Annotated in this window: 17 protein-coding genes; 12 read left to right on the top strand and 5 right to left on the bottom strand. The window is 72.1% G+C overall.

Features of this window, described 5'->3' with window-relative positions:
- Positions 1 to 33: 33 nt before the first annotated feature.
- Together A4R43_RS09510 and A4R43_RS09505 are read left to right on the top strand one after the other, a co-directional pair.
- Complete coding sequence (locus tag A4R43_RS09510) at positions 34 to 939, top strand: phosphotransferase (protein ID WP_236808864.1); 906 nt, start codon at positions 34 to 36, stop codon at positions 937 to 939.
- Positions 908 to 1105 carry a hypothetical protein gene (locus tag A4R43_RS09505; RefSeq protein WP_162788391.1) on the top strand — a complete coding sequence of 66 codons (198 nt, stop codon included), beginning with the start codon at positions 908 to 910 and terminating at the stop codon, positions 1103 to 1105. The genes A4R43_RS09510 and A4R43_RS09505 overlap by 32 nt, the downstream gene beginning before the upstream one ends.
- A 146-nt stretch (positions 1106 to 1251) precedes the next feature.
- On the opposite strand, the gene rraA is transcribed toward A4R43_RS09505, so the two are convergent.
- Entirely contained in the window at positions 1252 to 1740 is a 489-nt protein-coding gene (gene rraA, locus A4R43_RS09495; RefSeq protein WP_113691982.1) for a ribonuclease E activity regulator RraA, read from the bottom strand.
- Between the two features lie 248 nt (positions 1741 to 1988).
- On the opposite strand from rraA, the gene A4R43_RS09490 reads away from it, so the two are divergent.
- Positions 1989 to 3479 carry a hypothetical protein gene (locus A4R43_RS09490; RefSeq protein ID WP_162788390.1) on the top strand — a complete coding sequence of 497 codons (1491 nt, stop codon included), beginning with the start codon at positions 1989 to 1991 and terminating at the stop codon, positions 3477 to 3479.
- A 24-nt stretch (positions 3480 to 3503) separates the two neighbouring features.
- Here the strand turns inward: A4R43_RS09490 and A4R43_RS09485 are convergent, their stop codons facing one another.
- Positions 3504 to 4475: a hypothetical protein gene (locus A4R43_RS09485; RefSeq protein WP_162788389.1), complete on the bottom strand. Its 972-nt coding sequence runs from the start codon at positions 4473 to 4475 to the stop codon at positions 3504 to 3506.
- A 164-nt stretch (positions 4476 to 4639) separates the two neighbouring features.
- The gene (locus A4R43_RS09480) at positions 4640 to 5392 is read right to left on the bottom strand and encodes a LysR family transcriptional regulator (protein WP_236808862.1); all 753 of its coding nucleotides are present in this window, start codon (positions 5390 to 5392) and stop codon (positions 4640 to 4642) included.
- Between the two features lie 130 nt (positions 5393 to 5522).
- Between A4R43_RS09480 and A4R43_RS09475 the strand changes: the two genes are divergently transcribed.
- From A4R43_RS09475 to A4R43_RS09440, 8 genes are read left to right on the top strand one after another with little or no spacing between them, the layout of a single operon-like run.
- On the top strand, positions 5523 to 5798 hold the full coding sequence (locus tag A4R43_RS09475) for a hypothetical protein (protein WP_162788388.1): 276 nt from the start codon (positions 5523 to 5525) through the stop codon (positions 5796 to 5798).
- The gene (locus A4R43_RS09470) at positions 5795 to 6511 is read left to right on the top strand and encodes a class I SAM-dependent methyltransferase (RefSeq protein WP_113691979.1); all 717 of its coding nucleotides are present in this window, start codon (positions 5795 to 5797) and stop codon (positions 6509 to 6511) included. The genes A4R43_RS09475 and A4R43_RS09470 overlap by 4 nt, the downstream gene beginning before the upstream one ends.
- Positions 6512 to 6516: 5 nt before the next feature.
- On the top strand, positions 6517 to 7746 hold the full coding sequence (locus A4R43_RS09465) for an MFS transporter (RefSeq protein ID WP_236808861.1): 1230 nt from the start codon (positions 6517 to 6519) through the stop codon (positions 7744 to 7746).
- Between the two features lie 32 nt (positions 7747 to 7778).
- Positions 7779 to 8750: an ABC transporter substrate-binding protein gene (locus tag A4R43_RS09460; protein WP_236808860.1), complete on the top strand. Its 972-nt coding sequence runs from the start codon at positions 7779 to 7781 to the stop codon at positions 8748 to 8750.
- Positions 8747 to 9730, top strand: a complete 984-nt coding sequence (locus A4R43_RS09455) for a FecCD family ABC transporter permease (protein WP_236808859.1) — start codon at positions 8747 to 8749, stop codon at positions 9728 to 9730. The genes A4R43_RS09460 and A4R43_RS09455 overlap by 4 nt, the downstream gene beginning before the upstream one ends.
- Positions 9727 to 10725, top strand: coding sequence for a FecCD family ABC transporter permease (locus tag A4R43_RS09450; RefSeq protein WP_113691976.1), 999 nt, complete (start codon positions 9727 to 9729; stop codon positions 10723 to 10725). Before A4R43_RS09455 ends, A4R43_RS09450 begins: the two co-directional genes overlap by 4 nt.
- Positions 10722 to 11582, top strand: a complete 861-nt coding sequence (locus A4R43_RS09445; protein ID WP_113691975.1) for an ABC transporter ATP-binding protein — start codon at positions 10722 to 10724, stop codon at positions 11580 to 11582. Before A4R43_RS09450 ends, A4R43_RS09445 begins: the two co-directional genes overlap by 4 nt.
- Entirely contained in the window at positions 11579 to 12580 is a 1002-nt protein-coding gene (locus tag A4R43_RS09440; RefSeq protein ID WP_113691974.1) for an RNA polymerase subunit sigma-70, read from the top strand. The genes A4R43_RS09445 and A4R43_RS09440 overlap by 4 nt, the downstream gene beginning before the upstream one ends.
- A 22-nt stretch (positions 12581 to 12602) precedes the next feature.
- On the opposite strand, the gene A4R43_RS09435 is transcribed toward A4R43_RS09440, so the two are convergent.
- On the bottom strand, positions 12603 to 13187 hold the full coding sequence (locus tag A4R43_RS09435) for a dihydrofolate reductase family protein (RefSeq protein WP_113691973.1): 585 nt from the start codon (positions 13185 to 13187) through the stop codon (positions 12603 to 12605).
- A gap of 594 nt (positions 13188 to 13781) precedes the next feature.
- Between A4R43_RS09435 and A4R43_RS09430 the strand changes: the two genes are divergently transcribed.
- Positions 13782 to 14981: an FAD-dependent monooxygenase gene (locus A4R43_RS09430; RefSeq protein WP_113691972.1), complete on the top strand. Its 1200-nt coding sequence runs from the start codon at positions 13782 to 13784 to the stop codon at positions 14979 to 14981.
- Positions 14982 to 14997: 16 nt separating this feature from the next.
- On the opposite strand, the gene A4R43_RS09425 is transcribed toward A4R43_RS09430, so the two are convergent.
- The gene (locus A4R43_RS09425; protein WP_113691971.1) at positions 14998 to 15420 is read right to left on the bottom strand and encodes a DUF6292 family protein; all 423 of its coding nucleotides are present in this window, start codon (positions 15418 to 15420) and stop codon (positions 14998 to 15000) included.
- Positions 15421 to 15494 lie beyond the last annotated feature (74 nt).

Genomic DNA, 15494 nt, shown 5'->3' with positions numbered 1-15494 from the left:
GCGCCGACCACGAAGACATGCGAAAATGTACTGATGTCGGTCGATTCCGTTCGCCTTGCTCGGTGGTGCGTGGAGCAGCTGGGCAGCCCGCCCGTGGGGGAGATCTTCAGGTCCGGGCACCTGTCCGCGGTCATCGGGTTGCGGCTGGCTGACGGCCGCGAGGTCGTGGTCAAGGTGCGCCCGGGCTCGCCGCGGGTGGCGGCCTGCGTCGAGGTGCAGCGGCGCATGTTCCAGGCCGGTTATCCGTGCCCTCAGCCACTCACCGGCGCCGAGCCGTTCGGTGACGACGTGGCAACCGCGGAGGTCTACGTGCCCGACGGCGATGCGCTCCCGAGCGAGGACAACGCTTCCGCCGAGGCCTTTGCGCGGCTGATCAAGCTCGCGCCACGGCCGTTCGAGGTGTCCACACTGGACCCACCGCCGTCGTGGGCGGCGTGGGACCACAACGAGGACGGGCTGTGGTCGCGTCCCGAGGGCTCCAGCGTCAACCTCAACGAGGTGGACGGTCCGAAGTGGATTGACGATGCCGGACGCCTGGCCCGTGACCGGTTGCGGGCCGGGCAGTCCGAAGCGGTGATCGGTCACTGCGACTGGCTTGCCGGAAACCTGCGCTGGAACGGCGACGCGCTGCTGGTGGTCCACGACTGGGACAGCATGACCGTGGACAGCGAGGCCGTCCTCGTCGGCTTTGCCGCCGCGCTGTATTCGAGCGTCGACGTGGACCAGTTGGCGACCGTGGAGGAAACAGAGCGGTTCCTCGACGCGTACTGCCACGCCCGTGGCCGGAAGTTCACCGACGACGAACTCCAGCGGGCGTGGGCGGCGGGCGTCTGGACCCGGGCCTACGACGCCAAACACCAGCACACGGTCGGACAGCCCATCGCCTCACTGTCCGAAAGCGAGGCCCGTGAGCGCCTTCGTCGCAGTGGGACCGCGTGAGGAGCGTCAGCCCTCGGCGTCACTGGGCGAGCCGAAGGTCGCCGCGCACCCCGAACAGGTGACCGCCAAGTACTTCGAGCTGGCGAAGCGGCTGGACGCCGCGGTGATTCGCGCTGGCCGGATTCGATCCGTGACCACCAGCGCGCGGTGGCCGTCGACCGGGTGAAGCACCCGATGCTGGGCGGCTCCACGGCCAGCATCGGGCCGCGCTGGTGACGGCCGACCAGGGCGGGCACGGGCTCTACCCGTGGGGCGGCAACTGGCTGCTCGACGGAGGCGCGGGCTGCCCCCCGTGATCGGACCGGCTGGTGTTCAGTGGTCCGCGGGCAGGACGACGATGCCGTCGTCGTCGCTGTGCAGGGTGGCGCCCGGGGTGAAGGTGGCGTTGCCGAACTCGAGCACCACGTCGCGTTCGCCCGCGCCGGTTTTGGCGCTCTTGCGCGGGTTCGAGCCGAGCGCCTTCACGCCGAGGTCCAGCTCCCGCAGGGCGGCGACGTCCCGGACCGCGCCGTTGATCACCACGCCGGACCATCCATTGTGGACCGCGATCCCGGCGATGACGTCACCGAGCAGGGCGCGGTGCACCGAGCCACCGCCGTCGACGACCAGCACGCGTCCTTCGCCCGGTTCGGAGAGCACGGCTTTCAGCAGTGCGTTGTCCTCGTGGCAGCGGACCGTCACGATCGGGCCGGAGAACACGGCGCGGCCCCCGAACTGCCGGAACTGGGTGTCGCACGACTCGAGGGTCTCGCCGTGCTCGTCGTAGAGATCGGCGGTGAGCGGCTGGCTGGGCAAGGACATCGTTCTCCTCAGATCGCGGAACTCAGCTTTCGCGGAGCCTGGCTGTGGGGAGTATGCCGAGCCGGGACGCGGCCTTGGCACCGAGGCTGGTGCCGCGCTCGGATCCGCGGCCCGACGCGGCGGTAGCGGTCCGTCTTGTCCCACCGCGGCTTGCCCGAATTGGCTCTTGCGGTGCGGTATGCCACGTTGCAAGCTTGGGTGCCCCGGCCCCCCGCGGGTCGTCCCGGAATCCCCAGACCGGAGGTCTTGTGAGCGAGTACGGAATCGACCGGCGTGACGTCCTGCGTGGTTTGTCGCTGCTGGGGGTGACCGGTGCGGCGGGCTTGCTCGGCACCACCGGCGCCGGCGCGAGCACCGAGGCCACCCCGTTCGACCTGCACTTCTCCGTCATCGAGCAGTTCCGGCCGTTCGACCTCATCGCCCCGCGGTTCGTGCAGTACGACTCGGCGGTGGCGCCGCGCCAGGACGCGCGCGGCACCCTGATCACCACCGGTGTCCGGCCCAGGGCGCCCTTCGGCACCGTCACCGTCGAAGTCAGGCGGCTCGACGGTGACGCCGGGGTCGTCGCCGGGTTCGCCGGTGACGATGCGGCCGTGCTCGGCGCCTACGACGCCGGCACCGGCACGGTCAGCATCGAGGTCACCCAGGGCGGGACGACCAGCGTGGTCAAGACCGCTCCCGCCACGCTGCGGGCGCCGTTCGGCTTCGCCGTCGTGGTCAACGAGAACGCGGTGACCGTGCTGGCGGACCCGACCGGGACCGGGGCCGGGTGGCAGCCACTGCTCACCGAACGGGACCAGGTCCGCGCCCGCGTCGACCTGCGCGATCCGGCGGTGCTGGGCAAGCTGAGCTACGCCTACGGCGGACGCGGCGGCGGTTCCGCGCGGCTGGGCCGGGTGCGCGCCGGTTACTTCGGCCAGGCCGGGGTGCGTGACCCGCACGTCGTCCAGCACGCCGATGGCAGGCCCTTCGTCAAGAACGGCAAGCTGTACCTGACGATGACCAACGCGGGGCTGGGATTCTTCCAGCAGGCGCACTGGGCGGTGTGGACCCTCGACCTGGCCGACCCGACGAAGCTCGAGCAGGTCGCGACGCTGTTCTTCGCCCGTGACGGGGTGGTGCTCGGCGATCACGCCGGCCAGCTCGTCTACGACGACGAGCGGCGGCGATTCATCGTCCTGATGAGTTCGTGGGGGGATTTCGCCTTCAACGGGGTGCACATCCGCCACGCCACCACCCGCGCCGACGTGCTCTCCGGCGTCCACGTTCTGCCCACCGCACGGCTGCCCTTGCCCACCAGCGTCAGTTCGTGGGATCCGGCGCTGACCAAGATCAACGGCAGTTGGCACCTCGCCTTCGTGGAAAGCCCGGCCCAGCAGCCGTCGTTCGTGTTCCACCCCGCGCTCGCGGCGGGCCCCCGCGGCGCCGACTACACCGACGGCCTCGAACTGGTCGGCGCCGATCTGTCGGTCGACCAGACCGAAGGCACCATCATCCAGCGGATCGGCGGCCAGTGGTACGTGCTGGCCAGCGACGGCGATGCCCGCCAGTACCCGGTGTACGACCTGCGCATGCGGAAGCTGGGCACGCTCGATGCCCCGTACGGCACCAACATCCCGCACCCGATGCTGGTCCGGGTGAACGGCTCCTGGTGGATGCCCACGTTCAACGGCACCCAGTACGCCGAACCGGTCCTGGGCTACGGCGGCCACGGTGACTTCATCCTGATGCGGGCGTAGAAGCCCAGCGGCCGCCGGCCCTCGTCACCCGGTGATGAAGGTGGTGGTTGCCGTGGTGCCGTTCCAGGTGGCGGTCAGTGTGCCTTGGCTGCCGCGCGGAATCGACGGGGCCGCGGTGAGTGGAATGGCGATACCCGGGGAGCCGGGCGGGATGTGCACGGTCGATGGCACCGTTACTCCGGGGAAGTCGGTGTGGAGCCGCACGGTGGTGCCTTCGGGGTTCGGCGCGCGGCCGATGCCGATGGCGCCTGGGGTGACCGTTCCCGGTTTGAGCAGCAGGCCGTCGGAGAGGGCGAACCGGTCGGGCACGACCACGACGTCCCGGCTGGCCCGGGAGGTGCCGAGGTCCGCTGACGGTGACACGACCGCGGGAGTCTCCGCCCTGGTTGCCTTGAGCGGGAAGGTGGCGGTGGTGCTGCCTTCGGGCACCACGACGTAGGGCGGTACGTGGACGCCGGGGCCGTAGTGGGTGTTGCTCCACAGGCTGACGGCGAGGCCACCGGCGGGTGCGGGCTGGGCGAGGGTGACTGTGCCCTGCGTGGTTTCGCCCACGACCAGTGATTCCTTGGTGTAGGACAGCGAGGTCACCGCGCGGGTGGCGGGATCCGCGGGCCGGATGGTCACCTCGGCGACCGGGACCAGTGGGGCGCCGCTGACCTGCGCGTGCAGCGTGCGGACCACGTCGGTGGCGGGTGCGGCGGTCCGGAACGGGAAGCTGACCGTGGTCGCGCCGGCGGGAACGTAGGCGTGACGGCCGGTCGAGTGGCCGTAGACCAGGTCGCCGTAGAGGGAAACGTGGGTTCCGCCGGGCGGTGCCGGTGCGGACAGCACGATGGTCTGGACCGCGCCGTCGCCGCCGGTGAGCACCGGCGGTGAGACAAAACCCGGCCTCAGCTCAGGGCCGCTCGCCGACGCGGGTGCCGCGGTCAGGATCCCCGCCGCGGCCACGGCCGCCGCCACGATCGAGGCTCTTCTCCCGGTTGTGCGCATTTCCATCCTCCCAGGCTGGTGTGCTGCTGCCTCCGCCAGCTAAGTCCACCGCCGGGCGCGCTCCCACCCTTCCGGGACCAGCTTCCTCCTTTCGTAAGATCAAGCCGGTCGCCCCGTGGCCGATGTCGAGGAGTTCGTGGAGAATGCCGCGGCGAACGCGGCGAATTCGGTCATCTTGGCCCGGAACGCGCGGCCGAAGACGTCCTCGGCCAGCCGGTAGTGATCACGGCGCCCGCGGGGCGGGCGGAAGCGCTCGACGAGCCCGCCCCGTTCGAGCTGAGGATCGACTGCAGGTACTCACGGCTGTGCGGCAGGTCGAGCAGCACCATCGGCTCGTCGGCCAGTTCGTGCAGCGACACCTTGCGCTGCTTGCGCCGCGCGAGCCGGTGGTCCTCGGCGACGAGCGCGTATGGCGGTGCCGTGCCGACGACCTCACGATCGATGTCGTCACCCAGGTCGTAGCCGTAGAGCAGGGCGAGCTCGGTCTCACCCGAGCGCAGGGCCGAGGTGAGCGCGTGGTGCTCGCCTTCACGCAGCGACACGTGGACCCGGGGATGCCGGGCCTCGAACTCCGCCAGCAGGCTCGGCAGCCGGAACGGCGCGAGCGTGGCGAAGCAGCCGACCGTCAGCGTCCCGGCCAGTTCGGTGCCCGCCTGCCGGGCGGTCTCGACCAGTTCGGCGCCGTGCGCGAGGAAATCCAGCACCCGCTTGTAGAACGTCTCACCGGCGGTGGTCAGGCTGAGCCCGCGGGCGTGGTGGCGCAGCAGGAACTGCACCCCCATCTCCTTCTCCAGCTGCGCGATCGCGGTCGACACCGCCGACTGGGACACCATCAGCTCCTTCGACGCGGCGGTCATGCTCAGGTGCCGGGCCGCCGCCTCGAAGTACCGCAGCTGCACGAGGGTGAAGGTGGGCTCGCTCATGGCGACATCCTGCCTCCCGCAGAGGGCACTCCGCCCGACCGGCCCGCACGCCGGGTTAATACTCATGGTTATCATTTCCACTAGGGAGGCGGCGCATCCGGTGCTGCGCCTGGGTGAATGGTGACGGTGCGTGGTGGGAAGGGTGGACGCGGTGGCACAGGGTGGTGACCCGGGCTCCTGGCCGGGGCTCGGCGCGAGACTGGCCGGGGACCTGCTGACCAGGCGCGATTGCGCGGTCGAAGCCGCGGTGGCCTCGCTGGGGTTGCGGCCGGGGGCCAGGGCACTCGACGTCGGTACTGGGCCTGGCGCGTGCCGGGGCGCTGACGTGGCCCCGGGGAGTTACGACGTGATCTGGGCCAGTGATGTGGTCTTGCCGGTGGCGCTCACCTCCGGGCGGCGGCCGTGAACTACCGCGAATACGCACCGTCGGCGGAATATCTGCACCTGCTCAGCCGTCCGATGTGGACGTCGCTGTCGGGCCGCCTGGCCGCGGTCCTGGCGGGCGTCGATCCCGCCGGGGGAGTGGTGGTCGAATTCGGGGCCGGTACCGGACTCGGCACCGACGTGCTGCTCGACACCGTGCCGGACGCGCCGGTGCTGGCCGCCGAGCCGTCGCCGGAGTTGCGCGCGGTCCTGCTCGCCCGCCTCGCCGCGCGGCCGGACGCGGACCGCGTCACCGTGTACCCGGCGGGCGCGGCCGACCTGCCCCTGCCGGACCGGATCGCGGCGGCCGTGGGCATGCACATGATCGGCCACCTCGCCCCGGGCGACCGCCGTGCGTTGTTCACCGCGCTCGTGCCCCGGCTCGCGCCCGGCGCGCCGGTGGTGTTCAACGTCCAGCCGCCCGAGACGGCGGTCGAGGTGCCCGAGAGCGAGCCATTCGCCGTGCGCGCCGGGCGCCTGCGTTACGAGGGCCGTGGCCGGGCGGAACCGGTCGGCCCGGACCGTCTCCGCTGGACGATGACCTACCGCACCCTCGACGGTGACGCCGAAATCACCACCGCGGTCACGCACTACGACTGGTGGACGGTCTCCGCCACGACACTGGCGGCTGAGCTGCGCGCGGCTGGCGCGTCCTCTGTGGACATCGACGGCGATCTTGTCGCCGCGCGGGGTTGACGCGCGTGGAGATCGAGAAGGCGTTCCGGCGTTACCTGGCCGCGCGCGTGGTGTCGGTGGCGGGCAGCGTGGTGTCGGTGGTGGCGCTGCCGGTGCTGGTGTACCAGCTCACCGGCTCGGCGGGCTGGACCTCGGCCGTGGCAGTGGCGGAAGCGTTGCCGTACCTGCTGTTCGGCCTGGTCGCCGGTGCGGTGGCCGACCGCGCGCCACGGCGGGTGCTGATGGTGGGGCTGGAACTGGCGACCGCGGTGCTGCTCGCCAGCGTGCCGCTGGCGTGGTGGCTGGGCCTGCTGACGGCGGTGCACGTGCTGCTGGTCGCCTTCGCCGTCCAGGTCCTGTTTGTCTTCTTCGACGCCGCCAACTTCGGCGCGCTGCCGACCCTGGTCGGCCGCGCCAAGCTCACGGCGGCGTACTCGAAGCTCTACGGCGCCACCACGATCGTCGAAGTGGCCGTGCCCCCGCTGGCGGGGCTGGCGGTGGTGCTCGCCGCACCGGCGCCGCTGATGGCGCTCAACGCGGTCACCGCGGTCGCGTCGGCGCTGCTGATCCGCGCGATCACCCGGCCGCTGTCGGCCGTTCCGGCGGGCGAGCGTCCGGCGAGGTTGTGGTCGGACATCGGTGCCGGGCTGGGCTTCCTGCGTCGCGAGCCCGTGGTGCGGCTGCTGACGCTGGTCGGCATGACCCACGCGGCCGCCGGTGGCGCGTGGGTCGCCATGCTCGTGCCGTTCGCGGACCAGGCACTCGGCGTGCGTGCGTCCGGTGACGCCCGGCTCGCCGTGTTGTTCGCCTGCTGGGGCATCGGTGGCGTGCTCGCCGCCCGGCTCGTGCCGCGGCTGGGCGCCCGGTTCGGCCCCGCCCGTTTCGCGCTCACCGCCCTGCCGTGCTCCCTGCTCGCCGCGGTGGCGACCACGCTGACCACGCACTGGCTGCTCGCCGTGCTGACGGTGATCTGCTGGGGGACAGCGCATTCGGCGGTCGTGCTCAACGCGGTCACCTACCGGCAGCAGCTGAGCCCCGACGAGTTGCAGGCACGGGTGAACACCACCGGCCGGATGCTCGCCTGGGGCGTCGGCCAGCCCGCCGGAGCCGCCTTGGCGGGCGCGGTCGCGGTGACCGGCGCGGGCGCTCGCGGCGGTCTCGTGGCCGGTACCGCGGTCCTCGCCGCCGGTGTGGCGTTCGCCTGGCTGTCGCCCACCTTGCGGGCCCGCGCCCGCACCCCCGAACCACTCGCCTGAGCACTGTCCACATCGGAATGGAGAACCCCGCCGTGCGCCGAACCTTCGGCGCGGCCCTCGCCGCGCTCGCCCTGACCTTGTCCGCCTGCGCCACCGAACCGGCCGGGAGCAGCACTGCCGCCCCGGTCGTACCCGTGGACCGCGCGGTCGCCCCGCTGGAACCGTCGCTGCGGATCACCGACCCGCACGGGCAGGAACTGACGCTGACCGCGCCACCGCAGCGCATCGTCTGCCTGAGCGGCCTCTGTGATGACCTCACCACCGAACTGGGCATCGTGCCCGCCGGAACCAGCAACCCGCGGCTGCTCAGCCACCCGGTGCTGCTCGGTGACGCGGGCGCGGCGGTGCCGGTGGTGCGCGGCAGCTTCGGCAGCGAAGACGTGGAGAGCATCGCCGCGCTGAAGCCGGACCTGGTGATCGGCCTGTCCGGTGTCCACGATGGACTGGCGAGCACCGTCGGCCAGTTCGCGCCGCTGTGGCTGACCGAACCCAAGACGTGGCAGGAATCGGTCGGTTACCTGCGCAATCTCGGTGCGCTCACCGGACGGGTCGAGGAAGCCACGCGGGCCGAGGAGCGGTTCCGCGCGATGCTGGCCGACACCGTGGAAAAGCGCGGGCAGCGGGGCACGGCGGTGCTGATGTACGGCAGTGTCGACGCGATCGGCGTGGACAACGCCGACTCGCTCAAGGGCGACCTGCTGGCCCACCTCTTCCGCTACCCGTTCCCGGCCAAGAACTCCGATGTGGACACCGCGAGCAACTACAGCGTGGAGGAACTGCTCGCCCAGCAACCCGACGTGGTTTTTGTGTACTCGCTGCTCTTCTCCACCGACGCGGTGCCGTTGTCGCGGCAGCTGGCGGACAACCCGGTGTGGCGTGAGATCCCCGCGGTGAAAACCGGTGCGGTGCACGAGATGAACGCCGATCTCTGGGGCAAGGGCCGCGGCACGCGCAGCCTGGCCGCGATCGTGCGCGAAGCCGTGGACAAGGCTCCCGCGGCGTGAGCCGGGTGGCGGTGGCCGGGGTTGTGCTCGGCGCGGTCGTGCTGGCCGTGCTCGCGCTCAGCCTCGGCCAGCCGGTGGTGACTCCCGACCACTTTCCCGCGGTGCTCGCCGGTGACGCCCCGGTGCTGGACCGCCTGGTGGTGCTCGAACTGCGCGCACCGCGGCTGGTGCTCGCGTTGTTCGCCGGCGCGGTGCTGGGCGCGGCCGGGCTGCTGCTGCAGGAATCGCTGCGGAACCCGCTGGCGGTGCCGGAACTGCTGGGGGTGTCGTCCGGCGCCGCGGCCGCGGTCGCGCTGGTGGTGGTCACCGGGGTGAGCGTGCCGGGCGCGCCACTGGTCCCGGCGCTGCTCGGGGCGGCGGCCGGCGGCGGGCTGACCCTGCTGGCCGTCCGGCGCGCGGTGGGCCCGGCCGCCGTGCTGCTGATCGGCGCGGCGATCGGTTCGGCGCTGCAGGCGGTGCTGCTGGCCGGGATGTCCCTGACCGAGTCCCGCGAGCAGGGCGTGCTCGTGCGGTACCTGCTCGGCTCGCTGACCGGCACCACCTGGACCACGGTGCTCACCTCGGTGCCCGGCATGCTGCTCGCGCTGCCGCTGACCGTGCTGGCACTGCCCGCGCTCGGCGTGCTGCGGCTCGGCGACGACACCGCGACTGCGCTCGGCCTGCCCGCGGGTGCGGCCAGGGTGGCGGTGCTGGCGATCGGCTGCCTGCTGGTGGCGACCGTGGTCGGGGCATGCGGTCCGGTCGCCTGGGTCGGTTTCCTCGCGCCGCAGCTCGCCCGCGCCCTGCGGCCGTCGGGATCCGCCCTGGCCTGGCTCGGCTGGTCGGTGGCGACCGGTGCGCTGCTGGTGACCGCGGCCGACCTGCTCGCGCGCACCGTGCTGTACCCGGTCGAACTGCCCGTCGGCGGGCTGACCGCGTTGCTCGCGGTGCTCTGCGGGGGAGTGCTGGTGCTCCACCGGCGGCGGGCGGCGCGCACATGAGGCGCTGGCTGTGGCCTGGTCTGGTACTGGGCACCGTGATCGCGGCACTCGCGCAGCTGATGACCGGCGCCTCCGGCAGCGGGCTGTGGACCATGCTCGGCGACGAGACCACCCGCCGGATCGTGCTGGACCTGCGCCTGCCGCGGGTGCTGGTGGCGCTCGGCGCCGGTGCCTGCCTCGGCGTCGCCGGGTGCGTGCTGCAGAGCCTGCTGCGCAATCCGCTGGCCGCACCGGAAATCACCGGCGTCGGCTCCGGTGCCGTGCTCGGCGCGGTGACCGCCTCCCTGCTCGGCGGCGCGATCGCCACCCCGCACGGCATGATCGGCACCGCCGTCGCCGGTGGGGTGCTCGGCGGCGGAGTGCTCTGGGTGGTGGCCGCGCGCACCGGCAGCGACCCGCTGCGGCTGTCGGTGCTCGGCGTGCTGATCTCCGCGGTGCTCACCGGGATCACGCTGATCCTGCTGACCGCCCGGCCACAGGGCGCCGCCGCCATGGTGCAGTGGCTGGTCGGCTCGCTCAACGGCCGCGGCTGGGCGCACTGGCAGGCGCTGCTGCCGTGGCTGGTCCCGGTGCTGGTGGCCGCCGTGCTGGCCGCGCCGGTGCTCGGGGTGCTCGCGGTCGACGACGACCACGCCCGCGGGGTCGGGCTCGACCCGGCCCGGTGGCGCAGCGCGACCCTGCTGCTGGCCGTGGTGGCCGCCGCCGCGGCGATCGCCACCGTGGGCGCCCTGGCCTTCGTCGGGCTGCTCGCCCCGCACGCCGCGCGGCTCGCCTTCGGCGCCGACCACCGCCTGCTCGTGCCCGGCAGCGCGCTCATCGGCGCGGCCACCGTCTGCGCCGCCGACGCCGCGGCCCAGCAGCTCACCGAACTCGCCGCGCTCGGCGGGCAGCCGCTGGGCGTGCCCACCGGCGCGATCACCGCGATCGCCGGTGCGGTCGTGCTCGTCCGCGCGGCCCGCCGCCAGTCCGCCCTCACCTCCGGAGATGGCTCATGACCGCTCTGCTCGCCACCGGCATCACCGTCACCTTCGGCAGCCGGACCGTGCTGGACGGGGTCGGCCTCGCCGTGCCGAGCGGGCAGTGGCTCGCGCTGGTCGGCCGCAACGGCTGCGGCAAATCCACCCTGCTGCGCGTGCTCGCCGGGCTGCACGCGCCCGACGCCGGTTCGGTGTCACTGGACGACCGGCCGCTGCGCACGCTTTCGCGCCGGGCCGTCGCGCGCCGCATCGCGGTACTGCCGCAGGCGATGCCGCCGGTGCCCGCGCTCACCGCGCGCCAGCTCGTCCGGCAAGGCCGCTACGCCACCCGCGGACCGCTGGGCATGCTCGCCGGGGGCGACGACGAGCAGGTCGAACGGGCACTGGCCGACGCCGGGGTCGAGGCCTACGCCGACGCCGTGCTCGACCGGCTCTCCGGCGGGGAACGGCAACGCGTCCGCCTCGCGCTCGCACTGGCCCAGGACGCGCCGCTGCTCCTGCTCGACGAGCCCACCACCTATCTCGACGTGCACCACCAGCTGCAGATGCTCGACCTGATCGACCGGCTGCGCGCCGAACGCGGCCTGACCGTGGTCACCGTGCTGCACGACCTCGTCCAGGCCGCCCGCTACGCCGACCGGATCGTGGCACTGCACGACGGCCGCGTGCACGCCGACGGCCCCGCCGCCGAGGTCGTCACCGCCGATCTGCTCGAGGCGGTCTTCGGCGTCCACGGGCGCGTCTGGCACGACGAAGTGACCGGCCGCCCGCTCTGCGCCTACGATCGCGTCAGCGGCTCCACCGATCAGAAATCCTCCGCCGCGCCGTCAGTTCTGGCAGCCCCCTCACGCCGGTGGAAGGATCGACGACCATGACCGACGCTAGCTCGCTGGGTGCCGACGCGGCCACGTTCATCGCGGTGGTCCGCGCGGGCGATAAGGCGCGGTTCGCGCTCATCACCGAGCGCCACCGGCGTGAGCTGCAGCTGCACTGCTACCGGATGCTCGCGAACTACGAGGACGCCCAGGACATGACGCAGGAGACGTTCCTGCGGGCGTGGCACAAGCGGGAGTCGTTCAAGGGCAACGCCGCGCCGCGGACCTGGCTGTACCGGATCGCGACGAACGCCTGCCTCGACTTCCTGGAAAAGCGCAACGACCGCACCCCCGTGCCGTCCGAGCTGGCGGACTCCGAGCTGCCGTACCTGCAGCCGTATCCCGACCGCATGCTTCCCGAGGACCCGCAGGAATCGGCGGTGGCGCGGGAAACGGTCGAGCTGGCGTTCATCGTCGCCGTCCAATACCTGCCGCCGCGGCAGCGGGCGGTGTTCATCCTGCGCGACGTCCTCGGCTGGCCGGCGTCGAAGGCCGCCGACGCCCTCGAGCTGACCGTCGCGTCGGTGACCAGCGCGCTGCAGCGGGCGCGCGTGACGATGCGCGAGCAACTGCCTGGCCGTCGTCTCGACTGGCGCGGTCCCGCCACCCACGAGCTGTCGAACGACGAGCGCGGGGTGGTGAAGTCGTACATCGGGGCACACGAGCGCAACGACCTCGACGGGCTGATCTCCCTGCTGCGTGACGACCTGCGCTTCGCGATGCTGCCCGATTCGGGCACCTTGGTCAGGACGGCGAAGGCCGCGGTGGACGGCTGGGTCTCCGGCGGACTTTTCCAGCCCGGCCACGACGACTGGCGCGGCATCGTCACGACGGTCAACCGCATGCCCGCCGCCGCGTTGTACCTGCGCACCCCCGGCGACCCGGCGTACCGGCTGTTCGCGATCGCGGCCCTGCGCGTCGTCGACGGGAAGATCGCCGAGCTGACCGGATTCGACGCCACCGGCCAGCCGTGGCTGGACCTGCCGCCGACGGTGTGAGCACCGCCGGCGGCAGGTGCGCTCATCGCCTCGTCTGGTACCGGGTCAGCAGTACGCCGCCGGGGAACGTCCGCGTCTCCACCAGGTTCAGGTTCACCCAGCTGTCCAGGGCGGTGAAGAACGGCGTGCCGCCGCCCACCAGGACCGGCACGGTGACCAGCACGTACTCGTCGATCAGCCCGGCCCGCATGGCCGCCGCGGCGAGCGTCGCGCCGCCGATGTCCATCGGGCCGCCGTCCTCGGCCTTGAGCCGGGTGATCTCGGTGACCGCGTCGCCGGTGACCAGGCGGGTGTTCCAGTCGACCGTGCTGGTCGTCGAGGAGAACACCACCTTCGGCATGTCACGCCAGCGGCGGGAGAACTCCTTCTCCGCCGGGGTGGCGCCGGGCCGCTGGTCGGCGGTCGGCCAGTGGGAGCTCATGTTCGCCCACAGCTTGCGCCCGTACAGCGCCAGTCCCGTCGCCGCCACCCGGTCGGACCACCACCGGAACAGCTCATCCCCGGGCGACGAGTCCGGTCCGTCACCCCCGCTCCAGCCAAGGTCATCCCCGCGCGCGGCGATGTAGCCGTCCAGGGACACGTTCATGGCAAAGGTCAGTTTCCGCATGGCGTTCAGCCTCCTGTGAGTCGCTCTCACAGATACAGACGGCCGCGGCGCCGAAACCTGATCGGTGCCCGGCGTGCACCGGGAAGTCGCTCCAAGCGGCAGTGCTGAGTCGCTCGGCGTGGCGCTGAGGCAACCGCGGTGACGCCGAGGAGCGCCGCGGTGAGGATGACAACGGCCTTCGTACGAGCTGGCGATCGAGATCGGTCCGAATGACGACTTCCGATTGGATCGTGCGCTGGCGGCGTTGGGGCCGGCGGTCGGAGTCGCTGACTGGTACGGCACCTCCAGCCTGGAGCCTTACCGGCAACAGCCGGTGCCGCCCTCGTTGGTGTCGCTGGAAACCCATCGTTTGTGATGTCGGTGTCGTTCGCGAAGATGACGGATCAGACTGGATTGATTTCGGAATTCCGATCGGAGCACTGGAATTCGCCTATCCCGGGGGAGACTCGGCCGCCAGGATTCGTGCTGAAGGAATACCTCGAAAACGGGTTTATGGTTACCTCGTGCCCGATGATGGGCAGGTCGTCTACCTGCCGAGCACTAGTTAACGGCAAACCCGGTACGATCCAGGCGGTCGAATCTGGGGGGGGCGCGGTGAGCGGCATCAGTGTGCTGGTGGCAGGGGCGAGCATCGCGGGGCCCGCGCTGGCCCACTGGTTGCACCGGTGGGGAGCCGAGGTAACCGTGGTGGAGCGAGCGTCCGAGCTGCGTCCCGGCGGGCAGGCGGTGGATGCGCGCGGGGTGGCCAAGGAGGTCATCGGGCGCATGGGGCTGGACGCCGCGGTGCGCGCGGCGTGCACGGACACCGCCGGCGCGCACACCGTGGACGCGGACGGGCAGGTGCTGCAAACCTTCCACGCCGAGGACGACGGTGGTGACGGGTTCATCGCCGACATCGAGATCCTGCGCGGGGACCTGTCGCGGGTGCTCTACGACGACACCCGCGACAGCGTCGAGTACCTCTTCGGCGACCGGATCGCCGAACTCACCCAGGACGCGGACGGGGTCGGCGTGACCTTCGCGGGCGGCGACCGGCGGCGCTTCGACCTGGTGGTCGGGGCCGACGGGCTGCACTCGGCACTGCGGGCGATGGTCTTCGGGCCGCATGAGCGGTTCCTCCACCACCTCGGGCACGTGCTGGCCTTCTACAGCGTGCCCAACGAGTTCGGGCTGGATCGCTGGCTGCTCGAATACCAGGAGCAGGAGTCCGGGCGCTCGGCACTCCTGCGGCCCATCCAGGACGCCACCCGGGCGATGGCGATGTTCTACTTCGCCTCGCCTGAGTTCGATGTGGACTACCGTGACGTCGCGGCCCAGAAGGTTCTGCTGCGCGAGCGGATGGCGGGCTTGGGCTGGTTGACCCAGGACATCCTCGCGCACCTGGACGACACCCCGGACTTCTACCTCGACCAGGTCGCCCAGGTGGTGATGGACCGCTGGTCGAACGGACGGGTGGGACTGCTCGGGGACGCGGCGTTCAGCTCGTCGCCGATGTCCGGGCAGGGCACCGGGCTGGCCCTGGTCGGGGCCTACGTGCTGGCCGGTGAACTGGCCGCCGCCGGCTGGGATCCCGACGCCGGGTTTGCCCGCTACGAGGCGCGGATGCGCTCGTTCGTCGAGGCCAACCAGGAGATCGGCAGGCTGAACGCCCGCAGCCGCGACGTCCCCGGCGCCGAGCCGCCACCCGATTTCACCGGCGAATGGTTCACCGAGCTGGTCGGGCGCGCGATCAACGGCGTCGAGCTGCCCGACTACGCGGGGGTGCCGGACGCGGAGGCTGTCGCTCCTCGGTGAAGCTTCGGGAAGTAGGTCAGCCTGTCGCGTCGTGGACGTAGGGCTTCAGCCGTTCGGCCAGCGATCCGCGGGTCGCGGTGCTCGCCGGGCCGGGACGCGCCTGGCCGGGGTGGTGCCCGGCGGCGGTGTCGGTGACGAACCGCGCCACCGCGTCCGGGGCGGGCACGACGTCGCCGCCGTGGTGGGCGAGGAGGATGGGGGCCGCGGCGGGATCGGTTTCCACCGCGAGCGACCAGCCGCGCCGTTCGTTCCAGACCAGCATGACGTCGTGGCCGGGCCGGTCGGCCCACCGGAGGGGCAGGCCGAGGTAGGCGGTGGCGGTGTCGCTGATCTCCACCGTGGTGCTCTCGTCCGGAACGCCGACCGCGGCCGCGACCGCCCGCACGTACTGGCGGAGGGCGCGTTCGAGGGTTCTGGTGTCGGGTTCGGGGTGTTCCACCCCCACCACGCTAGAGGGCCCGCCGGTCAGCGTGCCCGGCGGGCGCGTGCCCCGGTCAGGTCCGGGAAGTGACG

Origin of the sequence: Amycolatopsis albispora, from assembly GCF_003312875.1 — a bacterium.
In the GTDB taxonomy this organism is placed as follows: domain Bacteria; phylum Actinomycetota; class Actinomycetes; order Mycobacteriales; family Pseudonocardiaceae; genus Amycolatopsis; species Amycolatopsis albispora.
Note: the sequence above shows the minus strand (reverse complement) of the source record. Positions and strands in the feature narration are given on the sequence as shown.